This is a genomic window from Sellimonas catena (genome assembly GCF_027924685.1).
GTDB lineage: Bacteria > Bacillota > Clostridia > Lachnospirales > Lachnospiraceae > Sellimonas > Sellimonas catena.
The window spans coordinates 97,982-113,884 of record NZ_BSBO01000006.1; the positions used below are offsets into that span (position 1 = coordinate 97,982).

Sequence of the window (15,903 nt, forward strand, 5' to 3'; positions counted from 1 at the left end):
TTGTCCTCAGCAACAAAAATAATTCTACACGATGTTTTCGTATTTGTCAACACTTTTTTTACATTTCAGTCTTATTTTTATCTATATTTTACCTTCGCCTCTGTTTCTATTTCAGAAGTTCTCCTACGAACGTTCTGACCTCCTCCATCTGTACCGGCTGAAGTGCGGATTTGATGCTGATTACAGGCTCTACGATTTCCATGTTTTTCATAGACTCAACGATAGCTCTCATGTGTTTGCCTGCCATTGGAGCCCAGGTGCCGTTTTCCAGAAGGGCAATTTTCTTATTCTGTACATTGAGTGCTTTCATGTCATTGAGAAAATGCTCTATCGGCGCGAACAGACCTGCATTGTAAGTCGGGGCTGCCACAACGATTCGGTTGTACCGGAATGCTTCTGCGATCAGATAAGAGCAGTCCGTCACGGAAGCATCGTACATCTTGATGTTTTTCATTCCCTGCTCCGCAATCTCTGCTGCCAGAACTTCTGCCGCGTTTTCTGTATTTCCATACATGGATCCGTAAACAATGAGGACGCCGTCTTCTTCTGCTTCATATCTGCTCCACTGGTCGTATTTCTCTAAGAGAAGTTCCAGATCATTTCTCCATACCGGTCCGTGAAGCGGACAGATCATGGCGATATCAAGTCCGGCTGCCTTTTTCAGGAGTGCCTGTACCTGCGGGCCGTATTTACCGACAATATTTGTATAATATCTCCTTGCGTCCTCCATCCAGACGGCGTCAAAGAAGATCTCATCATCAAAGAGTGTTCCATTTAATGCACCGAATGTTCCAAACGCATCTGCGGAGAACAGGATCTTCTCCTTTGATTCGTATGTAACCATGACTTCCGGCCAGTGTACCATCGGTGCTGTCACAAAATTCAGTTCATGCTCCCCTAAAGACAGCTTGTCTCCTTCTTTTACGAGAAAGGTATGCTCTGCCTTTGTTCCGGCATAAAACTGTCCGATCATCTGCATGGTTTTTGCGTTTCCGACAACAGTAACTTCCGGATATTTTTCAATGATCGCTGCAATATTTGCACAGTGATCCGGCTCCATGTGCTGAACAACAAGATAATCGAGTGTCCGTCCATCCAGAACGGCCGTCACATTTTCCATAAATCTCTCTGCAACTGAGCTGTCTGCTGTATCCATCAGTGCTGTTTTCTCATCCAGAATCACATAAGAATTGTAGGAAACTCCTCTTGGAACCGGGAACATATTTTCAAACTTGGCAATCCTTCTGTCATTTGCTCCTACCCAATGAATTCCATCTGTTACTTTTCTAGTACAATGCATGTTTCACTCTTCCTTTCTCTTTATTCTGCTTTTTTCTTTTTATCCACATTGATATTCCATTTGCCGATTACCTGGCTGACATTATATACTGTCATAAATGCCTGAAATTCCGACTTGTGTAGATAATTTAACAGCTGCTTATATTCATTTGGCGTCATAATCGTGACAAGTTCTGTCTTCTCCTGCCCGTCATAGCCGCCGCGCGCTTTATAAATGGTTACGCCGCGCTTCAATTCCTGCATGATGTATCTTTGTATTTCCTCATATTCATCAGAGAGAATACAGATCTTCTTCCTCTTATTGAATCCATCAATAAAGTAATCCACCGCGATTCCGTTGGCATAAGTCCCCAGTATGCTGACAATCAGTGTTCCCACATCATACACAAAAATGGATGTAAATGCAGTAACCAGCCCGCTGACCGTCACCGCCTTTCCAATCTCCGCATGGGTGTACTTGCTGATAATCTTTGCAACGACATCCAGTCCGCCTGATGAGGCATTTGCATTGAACAAAATTGCCTGTCCAAGTGCGATAATCAGAATATATGCTACCAGATCATATACGCTGTTGCCTGTAAGGGATTCCGTCACCGGAACAATCTGCTCAAATACCCATAAAAATACCGGAAGAAGAAGCGAGGTATAGATCGTCTTTGCTCCAAATTCTTTTCCGATAAAGATAAATCCTGCAATCAGCAGTACCACATTCAAAATAAAGGTAATTGTAGACATCTGCATATGCAGAAGCTCAGCGAGTACCATCGCCAGACCGGATACACTTCCCACAACGATCTTGCTTGGCACCATGAAAAAATATACCGCAGCCGAAACAATCAGCATTGCCACTGTAATCAGCAGCCCCTCTTTTAAAATTCCTTGTTTCCCCATATGTTTTTTCCTCTCTTATTTCGTCTGACATTTACTTCTATATTATAGCAATCTTACTTTGATTTACAACAGCAATTTCCTGTTTTTTTGTTCTTTCTTCCGTACGTATGACAGCCATGTGAATATGGTCTTCCCACTTTCCATTAATCTTTAAATATTCCCGGAAATACCCTTCCTTTTCATAGCCGCACTTCTCCAGCACCCGCAGGGAAGCAAGGTTTTCGGGCATCACGTCAGCCTCCATCCTGTGAAGACGAAGCTCCTCAAAACCGATCCTTGTCCCTTCCCGGACAGCCTCGGTTCCAAGCCCTTCTCCCTGACGTAACCGGTCAATCCGGTAGCCGATTACACCTGAACAGAGACTTCCGTACTGGATCTGGCTGAGGCTCAATGTCCCGACCACCTTGTGCGGTTTCCCCTTTTCAAAAAGGTAAAAGGAATACCATTCTCCTTTTTTTGCTTTTTCCCTTTGAATATCCAGCCAGATCTCCTGAAACTCCGGAAGAAAAAATTCCTCCGGCCGTCTTTCCTCGCACTTTTCGAAAAGCTCCCGGTTCTCCGAAAAAAATTCCACAGTCATCCGGGCAAATGCAGGATCCGCCATCCGAAAAATCAACCGGCCGGTCGTATAACGCTTTCTCATATCCTATCCTCGTACAGAGAATTCACTTTCTCCCTCCACGGCCGGGATCTGGAGAATCTCTGTCTTTTCTATCCGGATAAATCTGTCGGAATTCAGCTCCTGAAACAGCCGTTCAATCATAACGCCGTTTCCCTGCACTTCCATTTCCACATTTCCATTGTACATATTTCTCACCCATCCGGTCAGATGCAGATCCTTTGCTGCCTGCATTGCCCGCCAGCGAAATCCAACTCCCTGTACCCTGCCGTAAAAATATACATGCTTTCTGATCAACATTCCACAGACTCCTTTCTCGTCTTTTGTCCTGTTTTTTCTCCATGGTGGTGCCTCTTCCATTTTCTGTCAAAAAGACACCCTGTATTTATTATGCCACATTCCTCTTTTTTTTGCTATAATCAAACGGAAAGGAGTTTGAATTTATGAACCACGCATCTGATTTAAAAAAACAGCTTTTATCCATACACCGGAAAAGTTATCCGGCCTATAAATCCTTGAAAGGAGTCTACGATTTTGGCGAGTACACTCTCAGCATCGATCATGTGCAGGGGGATCCGTTCGCTTCCCCTTCCCATGTAACCATCCGGATTCCTTTTTCCGTCCACCGGTTTCCAAAGGACCTTTACAAGACACCGGAAACCAAAGCCGCCTTTGAAGATCATCTCCTGAGACGGTTTGCTTCCCAGATCCGGAAGTTCAGTTTCCAGGCAAAAGGGTCCGGAAAGAGCGGCCTGCTCTCCGTGAGCAGCTGTGGACAGGAAATTCTTGCCCGGACCGCATGTGAAATCTGCACTTCCAAAGACAGTACGCTGATTTTCCGTTTCCATATCGGCTTTCCGGCAAACGGCCGGACCATCAATGCCACCGAACTTGAGAAGATCCTGTTTGATTTTCTCCCGTCCTGTGTAGAACGTGGGTGTCTTTACCGGACCTGCGACAAGAAAAAGCTGACCGAAACCTTTGAGCTTGCGGAAGATCAGACGTTTATCCGAAAAGAAATTCATCGTCTTGGTCTTGCCGCTTTTGTGGCAGATGGATCCATTCTGCCGCGTCAGAGCGGCGTTTCCGATCTTCCGATGAAAGACGGGGTTGCCTTTTCTTCCCCGGAATCCCTTCGGGTTACCTTACATCTTCCTCACAGGGGAAGTCTCTCCGGCATGGGGATTCCACGCGGGATCACGCTCATTGTGGGCGGTGGCTATCACGGAAAGTCCACGCTTTTAAAGGCGCTTGAAACCGGAGTCTACCCGCATATCGCGGGGGATGGCCGGGAATATGTCATCACTGATGAAAGTGCGGTAAAACTCCGTTCCGAAGACGGGCGGATCATCAAAAACGTAGATATTTCCCTGTTTATCAACGACCTGCCAAACGGCCGGGACACTACTTCGTTCTCTACTTTGGACGCAAGCGGCAGTACTTCCCAGGCGGCCGGGACTGTGGAAAGCATTGAGGCCGAAAGCCGTCTTTTCCTGATTGATGAAGATACATCCGCCACCAACTTCATGGTACGGGATACGTTTATGCAGCAGGTGATCAGCCGGGAAAAAGAACCGATCACGCCATTTCTGGAACGTGCTCAGGATCTTTATGAAAAGGCCGGTATCTCCACCATCCTTGTGGCCGGAAGTTCCGGCGCCTTCTTCCACATTGCCGATACAGTTATCCAGATGGACTGTTATCACCCGGTAGATATTACCGAAAAAGTCAAAACACTCTGCAAAGATTATCCGCTCTCTCCGTCCTCACCGGCTCCGTTCCGGATGCCTTCGGCAAAGCGGATCTTCGCCCGGCCTTCCAAAAAACAGGCAGACCGGCGGGATGGAAAAATCCGTCAGCGTTCCAAAGATGTATTTTCCATCGGGAAAGAGGAAGTCGATCTACGGTATGTAGAACAGATCAAAGATTCCGAGCAGACTGCTTCCCTTGCCCTGCTCCTTGGATATGCAAAAGATCACTATTCAGACGGGAAAAAGACAATCCCGGAAATCGCAGATCTGCTTTATCAGGAATTAAAACAGAACGGCTATTCCGGGTTCTTCAGAAATTCTTATATTCCAGGCGGCTATGCCATTCCAAGACTTCAGGAAATCCATGCCTGCCTGAACCGTTACCGGGGTGAATCCCGCTAACCGGTGATCAGTTTAAAAATAGCAAGCAGTACAGAAAAGACTGCCACCCCTTTTTTCAGTATGTCCGGCCGGATCAGCTCGGAATTTCTGCTGCCGGCCCATACACCGATTCCGTGGCTGATCAGGCTCAATGGAAGCAGCAGGATCAAATCCTGCATACGGCATCCCATCGCATAGCCGATGCTGGACGGAATCGCAATAAAAATCGAGTCAAACAGCGCAATGCCGACCGCTGTTCTGACCGGAACTTTCAACACAACAAGAAGCGGCATGACAAGGATCGGTCCCCCTGCCCCGGAAAGGGCACAGATCAGGCCGGTCACCGCTCCAAAGATCAGCCAGAACACAGGAGGAATCTTCTGTTCTGTCTGGTCTTTTTCTTTCTCCTCCCCCGGCTCTTTCCTGAGCAGAATGGAAAGTCCGGAGAGCAGTACCACAAGATACAGAATTTTCTTTACCATCCCTTCTTCAATCAGAAGGTTGAGTCTTACTCCCCCGATGGCGCCGATGAAGCTTCCAATACTGATCCAGACCGCCAGTTTCAGATCCAGATTTTTCGCCCGGTAATAATTGTACGCCCCCAGCACTCCCGAAATCAGAAAGGCAAAAAAGCTAAGCGCAAGTCCCTGCATGGTCGACATTCCCAGAAATCCGGAATACAGCATCGGAAGCAGGAATCCTGCAATCCCTGTCAGCCCGATCATACCTCCGATCAGAATGTTCGCAATGACAATAATCAGATACTCCATCTTGATTCTCCTTTTTCAAAAGCAAGTGCCTCGCTGCGTATTTTTTCTTCATCCAAAGTAAGAATCTCACGGTTTCTCATCAGAAATCTTCCGCCAACAATCATGTCTTTCACATCTCCTGCCCCAACACTTTCCAGCAGTGTATTGGAGATTTTCCCATGAATCCAGAGGTGCGGTGCGTCCATATCAATTCCGATCAGATCCGCCCGTTTTCCCACAGCAATTGTAGCCGGTTCTTCTCCAAGGCAGGCTGCGCCTCCTTTTACCGCTATATCCAGAATCTTCTTTGCAGGCATGACTGCAGGTTCTGCAAGAGGCGCCCCGTGCGTCACATTCATCACAGACCGGAAGATTTTCATTTCATTCCAGATGCTCAGACCTCCATGAGCCGCCCCGTCGGTTCCAAGTCCTACCGGGATACCCCTTTTCAAAAGTGACGGAGTATCCGGAACCGCTTTTCCACAATTACTGAACGGGCAGTGACAGATTCTGACACCTCTCTCCCGAATCAGTTCCTTTTCCTCTTCCGACAGAAGCAGACTGTGCGCCCCCAGGAACCACGGTCCCAGCACGCCTTTCTCTTCCAGGAATTCATAAGGCCGTTTCTGATACCTGGAAAGGTACGGATTGATTTCCCCCGGATATTCGTTCATATGTGCCTGAATCGTTGTCTTCTTTTCTTTTGCCCGCTCAGCCGCCATCTCAATCAGCTCTTCCGAACAGGAAATGAGAGAACGAAGAGAATAGAAAACTTTCAGATTGCCCTTTCCATGAAAACGCTCATAAAGGTCATCCGTTCTTTGAACCGCTTCTTCCGCCGTCATGGCAATCGATTCCGGAAGTCCGTCTTCATCCATCGTCGACATTGACAGCGCTCCGCGAAGCCCGCTCTTCTCATAGACCTCCGCTGCCGCTTCCATATAGTAGCTTCCCGCGTCGATAAATCCGCATGTCCCACTTCTAATCATATCCAGCGCGGCAAGCGATGCGCTCAGCCGCATCTTTTCCTCATTCAGTGTACTTTCAAACGGCAGCATGATCCGTTTCCAGATCATCGGCATTTCATCCAGTACACGTCCTCTCAAAAGCTGCTGTCCGGTATGCATATGTGCATCAATCAGCCCCGGCAGAAACACCTTTCCACGGCAGTCTACTGTTTCTTCTGACTCATAGTGTTCCCCGGACGTTCCCTGCTCCCGGATATCTGTGATCACACCGTCCTTGACGGCGATCTCCTTTCCATAGACCATCTCCCAGTTCTCATCCAGAAAATCCACATTCGTAAGAAGAAGATCGATCTTTTCCTTTTTCATAATTTTTCTCCTCCTGTCAGATTGCATTCGTAAGTGACAGAACGACCTGCGCAATCAGCGAGGAACCAAAAAATGTTCCCGTCATAACAAGGATTCCAACAATAATCATTTTCCAACCTTGTTTCAGAAACGATTTGATCTGATCGCTGATCGAGATCCCTGCAAAAGCTCCAACCATAGTAAGCGGTGCCGTGAAATTGATTTTGTTGACCGCCTCAATGACTCCCTCTCTCACCGGGCAGATCGGACACGCAACCAGAAGTCCGATAATCGAGCAGTAGGCAATAATCGGAAGCTTTAACGGCACAATTTTGCTTACCAGAACAGCCACGAGAGAGATTCCAAGAAGAATCAGAATTCCCGGCAGCGAATCCATAAAGTTCACATCAAATCCCACAAAATTTGCAAGGCCGATTCCAAGGCCTGCGACTACAAACATGACAATCCATTCGATATATCTCATTTATGCTTCCTCCACTTTTTCTTCCGCTTTTCGTGTCAACACTTCACTCGGCTCGTGCCTGAGTTTTGCAAATTTCGGCTCCAGCCAGGTATACAGTTTCTGGCAGAGCGGGATTCCGATAAAAATAGCAACATAGATTCCCGTCAGGCCGGACAGTGTCTCACTTGTACTTGCAAGAGCAGAAAGTTCTGCCGCCATATCCGGATAAATAGCCGTGATACTCGCCGTCGCACTTGCCATCAGAATTCCGGCTCCGACTCCGGATGCCATTCCAAGGGCGTATGGATGGAAAATTCCTGCTGCCGCTGTCATGGTAGTGAGAAATCCAAAATAGATCGTACCTACCATACCTCCTACCACATAGATGGAAAGACTTCCTCTCGCCTCCGGTGAGTCCGGTCCGAAAATATCGGTAATCAGTGCGAGGTTTGATTCCCTGTTGATAGAATGTGTTGCTCCGATCGCTTCTCTTTTCAGGCCAAGCAGCAATGCAAACGGAAGGGCAAGGAAAATGGTTCCCAGGTTTCCGATCTCCTGTAAGAGCAGGGCCGGTCCAGCGGAAAGCACCACTTCAATACTTGCTCCCGCATTAATTCCAAGCTTTGCAATAAACGGGCAGATCGCCACGATCACAAGCTTAGATGCCGCCTTGACCTCTTTTTTCCTGAAGAACTTCAGAACTTCCGGTCCTGACAGGACTCCCAGAATCAGGGCATAAAAAATCGGAAATAAAATCAGTTTTCCCGGTCCAAGCGGGATTTCAATCTGCCCGATTGAATCAGCAATTAAAATAAATACAAATGCCGCAAGAATGATACGATACTCGTTTTTCATTCTCGCTTTTAGTGACGGATATTGAAAAGCTTCTTTTTTCATCTCTCTCATTCCTCCTCTTTTTTTCTACCCGGACATATTAGCACAGACTTTTTTTCTAAAAAAAGGACAAATGGGATGTTTTGGAGATTTTTTTGTAGTATACTGTAAAAAAAGTTGAAAGAGGTAGAAACATGACGCTGGAAGAACTGCGTGTCCGTGTACCGGAACTGAATGATTATCTGAAATACATGCCTGACAAACTAAACGAGCGTTATTGGATACATACCTATCCACCGGGAACAATTATCCATCAGAAAGATGAACCACTGGAATACTTCGGAATTGTCTGTGAAGGCTCCCACCGTGTAATTAACGAATTTGAAAACGGCAACGTCTACATGATCGAGCGGAACGATCCCATCGATTTTGTAGGGGAAGTCACCATCCTTGCTGAAAAAGAACGCACTTCCGTGACGATTGAAACATTGACCGAATGTACCGTCCTTTATTTTTCCAGAAAAGATTTTGAAGACTGGATCGAAAATGACATTCATTTTCTCCGTCTTGTTTCCAGAAAAGTCGCCTACAAACTGTACCGCTCCTCTTATAACCGGGGCAGCAAACTCTTTTATCCTCCACAGTATCTTCTCCTTGATTATCTTGTCAAATATCTTGCTGAAGAACATAAATCTTCCGGCATGATTCCAAAGACACGGCAGCAGCTCTATGAGGAGATCGGTATCTCCGTCAAAACACTTAACCGTACCATCCAGAAATTGAAAGAGGAACATCTTGTCAGTACGGTAAAAGGAAAACTTTCCCTCAGCGAGGAGCAGATGAAAGCAGCCCTGATTTATCTGAAAGAGAAACGCCATATGAGCAAATAAAGACAGCAGCCTTCCATTTCCGGATGGCTGCTGCCTTTTATACGTTTTTTATTCTGCTGAAAGATCCAACTCTCTTACTCTGTTTCTTACCGGAAGTACAAATGTCGGAGAAACGGAAAGCTCGTCCACTCCCATTCTGAGGAATGTCTCTGTCAGTTCCAGATCTGCTCCAAGCTCGCCGCAGATGCCGACCCACGCGCCTCCTTTGTGTCCATTCTCGATTGTCATCTGAATCATGCGAAGCACTGCCGGATGATGTGCATCATAGAACTCATCCAGTTTTGGATTCTGACGGTCAATTGCCAGTGTATACTGGGTCAGGTCGTTTGTTCCGATACTGAAGAAATCAACCTCCTGGGCAAGCTGTTCACTGATCATGACAGCCGCAGGTGTCTCGATCATGACACCGATTTCAACATCTTTGAATGGAATTCCGGACTCTCGAAGTTCTTCTTTTACTTCTTCCAGAATCTGTTTAATCTTCCTTACTTCATCAACAGAAATAATCATCGGGAACATGATGGAAATATTTCCGTATGCGCTCGCCCGCAACAGTGCTCTGAGCTGTGTTTTAAATACTTCTTCTCTCGTCAGACAGATACGGATTGCGCGGTATCCGAGAGCCGGATTTTCCTCTTTATCCAGTTCAAAATAATCCACCTGTTTGTCAGCACCGATATCCAGTGTCCGGATAATCACTTTCTTTCCGGCCATGTTCTCCGCAACAGTCTTGTATGCATTAAACTGCTCTGCCTCTGTCGGATATGTGTCGGATTCCAGATAGAGGAATTCACTTCTGAACAGACCGATTCCTTCCGCGTCGTTCATCAGAACAGATGCTGTATCCGCTACACTTCCGATGTTTGCATACAGATGAATTTCTTTTCCATCTTTTGTAATCGTCTTCTGTCCTTTTAATGTCTTGAGAAGTTTCTGTTTTTCTTCTTCTTCAACCACCGCTTTTTTGGCTTTTGCAATTTCCTCTTCATCAGGATCAATGATAACGCATCCCGCATATCCGTCCACAATTGCCATATGGCCATGCCACTCTTTCTTTATCGGGATACCGATAATTGCCGGAATATTCATTGTTCTTGCCAGAATCGCCGTATGGGAGTTGGATGATCCATGCTCTGTTACAAATGCGAGAAGTTTGGACTTATCCATCTGAACAGTTTCACTTGGTGCAAGATCGTCTGCCACAAGAATCACAGGCTCTTCCAGATTCCCCATATCATTGTCATATCCGGATAATACAGAAACCAGACGCTCGGAAATATCTTTTACGTCGGCCGCACGGGCTTTCATATAATCGTCATCCATCTCTGCAAACATTGTGGAGAAGTTATCTCCTGTCATTGCCACAGCGTATTCCGCATTAACACTTTGTGATTCAATCATATTTTGGATGGATCCGTTATAATCCAGATCATCTATCATCATCATGTGTACTTCAAAAATTGCCGCGCCTGAATCACCGACCTCATGCAGCGCTTTTTCGTACAGGCCCTGAAGCTGCGCTTTTGCGGTTTCTTTAGCCTGTTCGAAACGCTCCAGCTCCGCTTTGGGATCATCGATTTTCGTCCTCTTTACCACTGCCGTATTTTTCTCATAGAAAAACACTTTGCCGATGGCTACCTTTCGAAAGATAGATTTTCCTGCATATTTCTCCATACCGCTACTCTCCTTTTATAAATATAATGTTCTTCCTTCCGGCATCCTCTCCTAAATATCCTTATTCAAGAATTCCTGCTTCTTTCAGTTTCGCCTCAATCTCAGACGCAGATATTACGTTCTGCAGGGCAATGAGTTTTGCTCCCTGCTTTTCTGCTTCCGTAAACATATCTGCAAAGTGCTGAGCACAGATCACCACATCATACTGCGGAGCAGTCTCTCTGCCTTCTGAAATCGGGCAATGATGTACTTTTCCCGGCTCAATTCCATGTTTCTTTAATACCTTTTCCAGTGCCATCTGAGCCATCAAACTAGAACCTGCCCCATTTGCACAACATACTAAGAAATTTAAACTTTTATCTGCCATCTTCTAAGCTCTCCTCTCTTATGTTATGCTTTTTATTCTACCACAAAACTCAGATTTTTTTAATCTTTTTTACTGAATTTTCCCTCTATTTCTTTACATTTTTCCTCCGAAAACTTCTTCACGGTCCTGCCCCCTGGGCTCCAAGTTCTTTGTCCTCGATCACATCAATCGGTATCTGAAGCACATCGGCAAACATCTGAACCCAGACATCCGATTTTGCCGCCCCTCCGGAAAGCCGGATCGTTTTCGGGCACTCCCTGTTTTTCAAAAGTTTCTTTACATGTAATGCGTGCGAAAAGACAATTCCCTCATAGACAGCCCGAAGCATATGTTTCTTCGTATGATATGCTGTCAGTCCTACGAAGGATCCCCTGGCCAGCGGATTAACATTGGATCCATTCAGGAACGGAAGAAAAATCACATTGCAGTCCCACGGTTCAATGGAAGCGACCCAGTCGTTCGTCACATCGTAAACCGATCCCTGTTTTTCTTCTGCCTCTCTCTTTTCATAATTCATCAGATTCTGTATAAACCACTCCATATTTCCCGCGGATGTCGGACTGCTTTCTTCCACCAGAAAATATCCAGGAATGCAAAACATGGAATTCAAAGATACCGTGCCATTCGTGACCGGCTCCCTACGGATAAATTCATTGATGCTCCATGTTCCCGCAATCATGCAAAGCTCCTTTTCACTGCAGAGTCCGGATGCAATGCCGCAGGCATTGACGTCAAACATGCCCGCTGCCACCGGAATTCCAGCCGGAAGTCCGGTCTGCTCCGACCAGATACAGCCCTTTCCCGTGTCCGGAAAATGATACTCCGGCGATCTTTTCCGGATCCACTCCACTTTCATCTATCGCCCTTTTGATTGATTTCGCATTTACTTTCCAAAGCTCATTCATATCCCGTTGCGCATATCCCGGTTTCGGCGTCAGTGTCTGTGTCGGAACAGTTGCTGACGCAAGCTGCTTTCCCTTCTCATCAAACAAGGCTGTCTTGGAAAATGTCCCGCCATTATCGATTCCTATCAAATATTTCATCCGTCTGTCTCCTTCCTTTCTCTGTTCTTTCCCATCGGTTACCATAGATCAAGAAAGCCCAGAATACAGATTTCCGGTATTCTGGGCTGTTCTTTATTCTTCTGTCATCTGCGGAACATCCGGACAGTTCGGTCCAAAATGTTTCAGCAATACAAGCGGCTCTACCTTACTGCCGTTTGTAATTGTTACTCCTTTGACTGCTGCCTGTTCCGAAACAAAAAACTACTATTTCATTACTAATGCTTTTTTCTTTCCTGTAAGCAGCACTACTATCCCGGCTGCAAAAATGAAAATAGAGATAAACTGCGATGTGGAAAGCACTCCAACGCTTCCTCTCTCCAGGTCTCCCCGGAAAAACTCCAGAATAAAGCGTCCTGTACTGTAGAAAATAAGGTAACATCCTGAAACTGTTCTTTCTTTCTTCGCATACCTTGCAATCAGACAAAGCACAATACAATTCAGGAAATCCAGAATACTGGAATAAATCTGCGTCGGTATCAGCGCCACATCATTTGGTGCAAAATCGGATGTGTGGAATGTAATGGAAAGCGGTGAATCCGTCTCTTTTCCATAACAGCACCCCGCAAGCAGACATCCAATCCTTCCAAATCCCTGGGCCAGAGCGATTGCCGGCGCAATCAGATCAAAATACTGCCAGAATTTTTCTTTTTTGATTCTGCAGACTACATATCCTGCCAGAACTCCTCCAATAATTCCTCCATAGACCACAAAGCCTTCCATTTCATCTATGATTACACCCGGATCTTTGATAACCCGATCCAGAATTGTCAGATAATATAGTGCTTTTGCTCCAAGCAGCCCAAAAACTACCGAGCTTATAAAAAGTGTAAATACGATATCCGTATTCATTCGATATTTTCTGGCCCGGAACTCTGTCATCAGATAAGCCGCAATAAATCCAATTCCTATCATCAGTCCATAACCGTGCACTGTCAGCCCGCCAATTGTTAACAAGTCATTCTTCATTGTTTCTCACCTGGTTACAGTAAATATTTATTCAAAATATTCATTTTGTCCTTTCTCTCTCATTCTTTGCCTCAGTCTTCTGAGTGCTTTACTTTCTATCTGACGGATTCTCTCTCTTGTCAGATGCATTTTCTGTCCAACTTCCTCCAATGTATAGACACGTTCACCATTCATGCCAAAACGCATACGGATAACCTCCTGCTCACGTTCCGGCAGAATCTTCAACAGCTCTTCAATTTCTTCACCTACTATCGTAGAAATTGCCGCAGTCTCAGGCTGCTGTGCATTGCTGTCTTCGATAAAATTCTCAAGACTGCTGTCCTCTTCTTCTCCTACCGGCGTTTCCAATGAAACCGGAGTTCTGGCATATGCCAGAATATCTCGTACCTCTTCTTCCGTCTTGTCGCCGAGCTTTGCCGCTATCTCGGCTGGTGTGGCTTCTCTTCCAAGCTCCGTCATAAGCTCCTTGGAAGCTCTCCTGACTTTTGTAATATTTTCAGACATATGTACCGGCACACGAATCGTTCTGGACTGATCCGCAATCGCCCGAATCATGGACTGTTTGATCCACCAGGAGGCATACGTTGAAAAACGGTAGCCTTTCTGATAATCAAACTTCTCCACCGCTCTCATCAGCCCGATATTTCCTTCCTGAATCAAATCCATCAGCTGAAGCCCGTGTCCCACATACTTTTTGGCAATCGAAACCACAAGGCGAAGATTTGCCTCTTCCATCTTTTTCTTCGCCTCAAGATCACCCTCGGCAATCTGTCTTGCAAGCTCCTGCTCTTCATCCGGAGTCAATAGCGGGATCCTGTTGATCTCATTCAGATACATTCGGATCGAATCTCCTGCACTGTCTCCGTACATTTTAGAGTCCACTGTTTCTGCCTCGGTTTCCTGTGTCTCCTCATCTTCGACATCTTCCAGAAGTCTCGCCTCTTCTTCCTTTATATCATCCGGAGATAAGATTCTTTTCTTTTTTTTCTCTTCCACAATTCCCCTGCCCTTTCTTCTGCCTGACCCCTGCTATGTTGATTAAATCTATATTTTCTCCTTCAGAGGGTGTGTGCATGAACTCTTACTGCGCTTCTTTGCAAAGACAATCAGCACAACAGCCGGCTGTTGTTTCAGCCGGCTGTCTGTTCTTAGCTTTTGTGGCTATCCTGTCAAAACCAGCATTGTCTTACACTTTATTGTATCATGACTTGCTGATTTCATACAAGAATCTTATTCATTTTTCTTATTTTACCAAAGCCATCCTTCCATTTACCGGAAGGTTTGGCAGATGTTCAAAATAGAACTGTTTTTCTCTGTCTGAATATTTCAGCTCAACCGGAATCCAGCCTCTTGCAACATTAATATATAGATACTGTCCCGGTTTGATAATGCTTCTTCCCTCACCGTTCAGAGCTGATAATATACAGACATTTCCATCTTTTCCTGTTTTTAAAAAACCAACTAACAAAAAAATACCTCCTTATCAATACTCTGCCATCTACATATTTATGATCTACTTTGTACAATACGAAGTATAGCAAATGATTATGACCTTTTTATGGATAAAATTTAAAACATTTCTAAGATTTTCCTTAATACTATACAAAAAATTTTTTTATAGTATACTAAAATTAAATAACAATGATTGATTTTCCGCTTTTATAATACAGAACAGGAGGGAAATCTATGAAAAGAAGGACAAAGCATGGGATTATATCAGCTCTGGTTTTAATACTGCTTTTCTCCCCGTCAGGATGTTCTTCCAGGAAACTTGAATACCATGGAAATCTGGGCTATGATCTGAGCAACATTGATTATGAGGAGGTTGTATTCAATATCTACCATTCCAATACGGAGCAGCACACCTGGGAGAAGCTCACCGAATTCTTATGTTCTCCTGAGAAGGGGCACTATGCAGATATCCGGTTGGAGGGCAGCGAAAACAGGATCACCGCAATTGTCGAAGATAATTATGTCGCAGAAGAAAATGATACTGAAACTTTCTATACAGAAGACATCAACAGTTATGAATTTGCAATTAATGGATTTCAGGGCACTTTAAACGGCTTTCAGACATTTGAAATCGAAGATACCGCTGAAGAGCAATACTACCGCCTCTATCCTGTCACCAATGACAGCGGTATATCGTATTCACGCGATCTGAGTCTGAATACTCCTTACGATGAAGAGGAAGTAAATCTGGATAATATTCTGATTACCATGACAATCGAATAAGAATATCTGCAGCGTTCAAATACTCGTTATATAAACTGGATTTTTTCTGTTGACTATTTACTCTCTCTTTTCAGAAAGAAAACAGTAATTACTCCGGTCAATAACAGGAAGGTTTCCTTAGCATATTTTTTCCCTTTTCTTATACTAAAAAGTGCCCGTATCAATGAAATTAATATGACCAGTATAAGATAAAAAATCAATACTACTAATATACTCAAAAATACTTCCATGAATTTTTCTCCCTGCTTTGCGTTTCTTTTCAACTATCTAAAATTCACTTACTAAGACTTCCCATACCTGAAATGGGCTTCGCTCCTTGAAAATTCAATATTTCAGATGACAAAATAGTGATTTATGCCCCTATAGACTCTGGATGGAGTGCGTTACGCAGATATTTCGGTAGTCTT

At 45.0% G+C, this 15,903-nt stretch carries 18 protein-coding genes; 3 read left to right on the forward strand and 15 right to left on the reverse strand.

Annotated features, from left to right (window positions below):
- Positions 1-106: 106 nt before the first annotated feature.
- Genes Selli1_RS04395 through Selli1_RS04410 form a run of 4 tightly spaced genes read right to left on the reverse strand, consistent with a single transcriptional unit; the run spans position 107 to position 3,109 of the window.
- Complete coding sequence (locus tag Selli1_RS04395; protein ID WP_281844629.1) at positions 107-1,300, reverse strand: FprA family A-type flavoprotein; 1,194 nt, start codon at positions 1,298-1,300, stop codon at positions 107-109.
- A 20-nt stretch (positions 1,301-1,320) separates the two neighbouring features.
- The gene (locus Selli1_RS04400) at positions 1,321-2,190 is read right to left on the reverse strand and encodes a YitT family protein (RefSeq protein WP_087168154.1); all 870 of its coding nucleotides are present in this window, start codon (positions 2,188-2,190) and stop codon (positions 1,321-1,323) included.
- A gap of 37 nt (positions 2,191-2,227) precedes the next feature.
- On the reverse strand, positions 2,228-2,833 hold the full coding sequence (locus Selli1_RS04405) for a GNAT family N-acetyltransferase (protein ID WP_281844628.1): 606 nt from the start codon (positions 2,831-2,833) through the stop codon (positions 2,228-2,230).
- A gap of 3 nt (positions 2,834-2,836) precedes the next feature.
- Positions 2,837-3,109 carry an acylphosphatase gene (locus Selli1_RS04410; RefSeq protein WP_281844627.1) on the reverse strand — a complete coding sequence of 91 codons (273 nt, stop codon included), beginning with the start codon at positions 3,107-3,109 and terminating at the stop codon, positions 2,837-2,839.
- 143 nt (positions 3,110-3,252) lie between these two features.
- Between Selli1_RS04410 and Selli1_RS04415 the strand changes: the two genes are divergently transcribed.
- On the forward strand, positions 3,253-4,962 hold the full coding sequence (locus tag Selli1_RS04415; RefSeq protein ID WP_281844626.1) for an ABC-ATPase domain-containing protein: 1,710 nt from the start codon (positions 3,253-3,255) through the stop codon (positions 4,960-4,962).
- Here the strand turns inward: Selli1_RS04415 and Selli1_RS04420 are convergent.
- Genes Selli1_RS04420 through Selli1_RS04435 form a run of 4 tightly spaced genes read right to left on the reverse strand, consistent with a single transcriptional unit; the run spans position 4,959 to position 8,363 of the window.
- Positions 4,959-5,711 (reverse strand): sulfite exporter TauE/SafE family protein, encoded by a 753-nt coding sequence (locus tag Selli1_RS04420; RefSeq protein ID WP_087168158.1) that lies wholly within the window; start codon positions 5,709-5,711, stop codon positions 4,959-4,961. The genes Selli1_RS04415 and Selli1_RS04420 overlap by 4 nt on opposite strands.
- A complete protein-coding gene (locus Selli1_RS04425) occupies positions 5,699-7,024 on the reverse strand; it encodes an amidohydrolase family protein (RefSeq protein ID WP_191435216.1) in 1,326 nt (441 codons plus the stop codon). The genes Selli1_RS04420 and Selli1_RS04425 overlap by 13 nt, the downstream gene beginning before the upstream one ends.
- A 16-nt stretch (positions 7,025-7,040) precedes the next feature.
- Positions 7,041-7,487: a hypothetical protein gene (locus tag Selli1_RS04430; RefSeq protein ID WP_281844625.1), complete on the reverse strand. Its 447-nt coding sequence runs from the start codon at positions 7,485-7,487 to the stop codon at positions 7,041-7,043.
- Positions 7,488-8,363 (reverse strand): DUF3100 domain-containing protein, encoded by an 876-nt coding sequence (locus Selli1_RS04435; protein ID WP_087252408.1) that lies wholly within the window; start codon positions 8,361-8,363, stop codon positions 7,488-7,490.
- A 131-nt stretch (positions 8,364-8,494) separates the two neighbouring features.
- On the opposite strand from Selli1_RS04435, the gene Selli1_RS04440 reads away from it, so the two are divergent.
- A complete protein-coding gene (locus Selli1_RS04440) occupies positions 8,495-9,190 on the forward strand; it encodes a Crp/Fnr family transcriptional regulator (protein ID WP_087168162.1) in 696 nt (231 codons plus the stop codon).
- Between the two features lie 48 nt (positions 9,191-9,238).
- On the opposite strand, the gene ptsP is transcribed toward Selli1_RS04440, so the two are convergent.
- The 7 genes from ptsP to Selli1_RS04475 form a co-directional block, all read right to left on the reverse strand.
- Positions 9,239-10,864, reverse strand: a complete 1,626-nt coding sequence (gene ptsP, locus Selli1_RS04445) for a phosphoenolpyruvate--protein phosphotransferase (RefSeq protein WP_191435222.1) — start codon at positions 10,862-10,864, stop codon at positions 9,239-9,241.
- Positions 10,865-10,925: 61 nt separating this feature from the next.
- Entirely contained in the window at positions 10,926-11,231 is a 306-nt protein-coding gene (locus tag Selli1_RS04450) for a PTS sugar transporter subunit IIB (protein WP_087168164.1), read from the reverse strand.
- 118 nt (positions 11,232-11,349) lie between these two features.
- The gene (locus Selli1_RS04455) at positions 11,350-12,081 is read right to left on the reverse strand and encodes an FGGY-family carbohydrate kinase (RefSeq protein ID WP_281844715.1); all 732 of its coding nucleotides are present in this window, start codon (positions 12,079-12,081) and stop codon (positions 11,350-11,352) included.
- Positions 11,963-12,274, reverse strand: a complete 312-nt coding sequence (locus Selli1_RS04460) for an FGGY family carbohydrate kinase (RefSeq protein ID WP_281844623.1) — start codon at positions 12,272-12,274, stop codon at positions 11,963-11,965. Before Selli1_RS04460 ends, Selli1_RS04455 begins: the two co-directional genes overlap by 119 nt.
- Before the next feature lie 225 nt (positions 12,275-12,499).
- Positions 12,500-13,261 carry a prolipoprotein diacylglyceryl transferase gene (lgt, locus tag Selli1_RS04465; RefSeq protein WP_281844622.1) on the reverse strand — a complete coding sequence of 254 codons (762 nt, stop codon included), beginning with the start codon at positions 13,259-13,261 and terminating at the stop codon, positions 12,500-12,502.
- A 27-nt stretch (positions 13,262-13,288) separates the two neighbouring features.
- Positions 13,289-14,257 (reverse strand): sigma-70 family RNA polymerase sigma factor, encoded by a 969-nt coding sequence (locus Selli1_RS04470; RefSeq protein WP_275532796.1) that lies wholly within the window; start codon positions 14,255-14,257, stop codon positions 13,289-13,291.
- 247 nt (positions 14,258-14,504) lie between these two features.
- Entirely contained in the window at positions 14,505-14,729 is a 225-nt protein-coding gene (locus tag Selli1_RS04475; RefSeq protein ID WP_087168167.1) for a hypothetical protein, read from the reverse strand.
- Between the two features lie 218 nt (positions 14,730-14,947).
- On the opposite strand from Selli1_RS04475, the gene Selli1_RS04480 reads away from it, so the two are divergent.
- On the forward strand, positions 14,948-15,496 hold the full coding sequence (locus Selli1_RS04480) for a hypothetical protein (protein WP_281844621.1): 549 nt from the start codon (positions 14,948-14,950) through the stop codon (positions 15,494-15,496).
- Positions 15,497-15,903 lie beyond the last annotated feature (407 nt).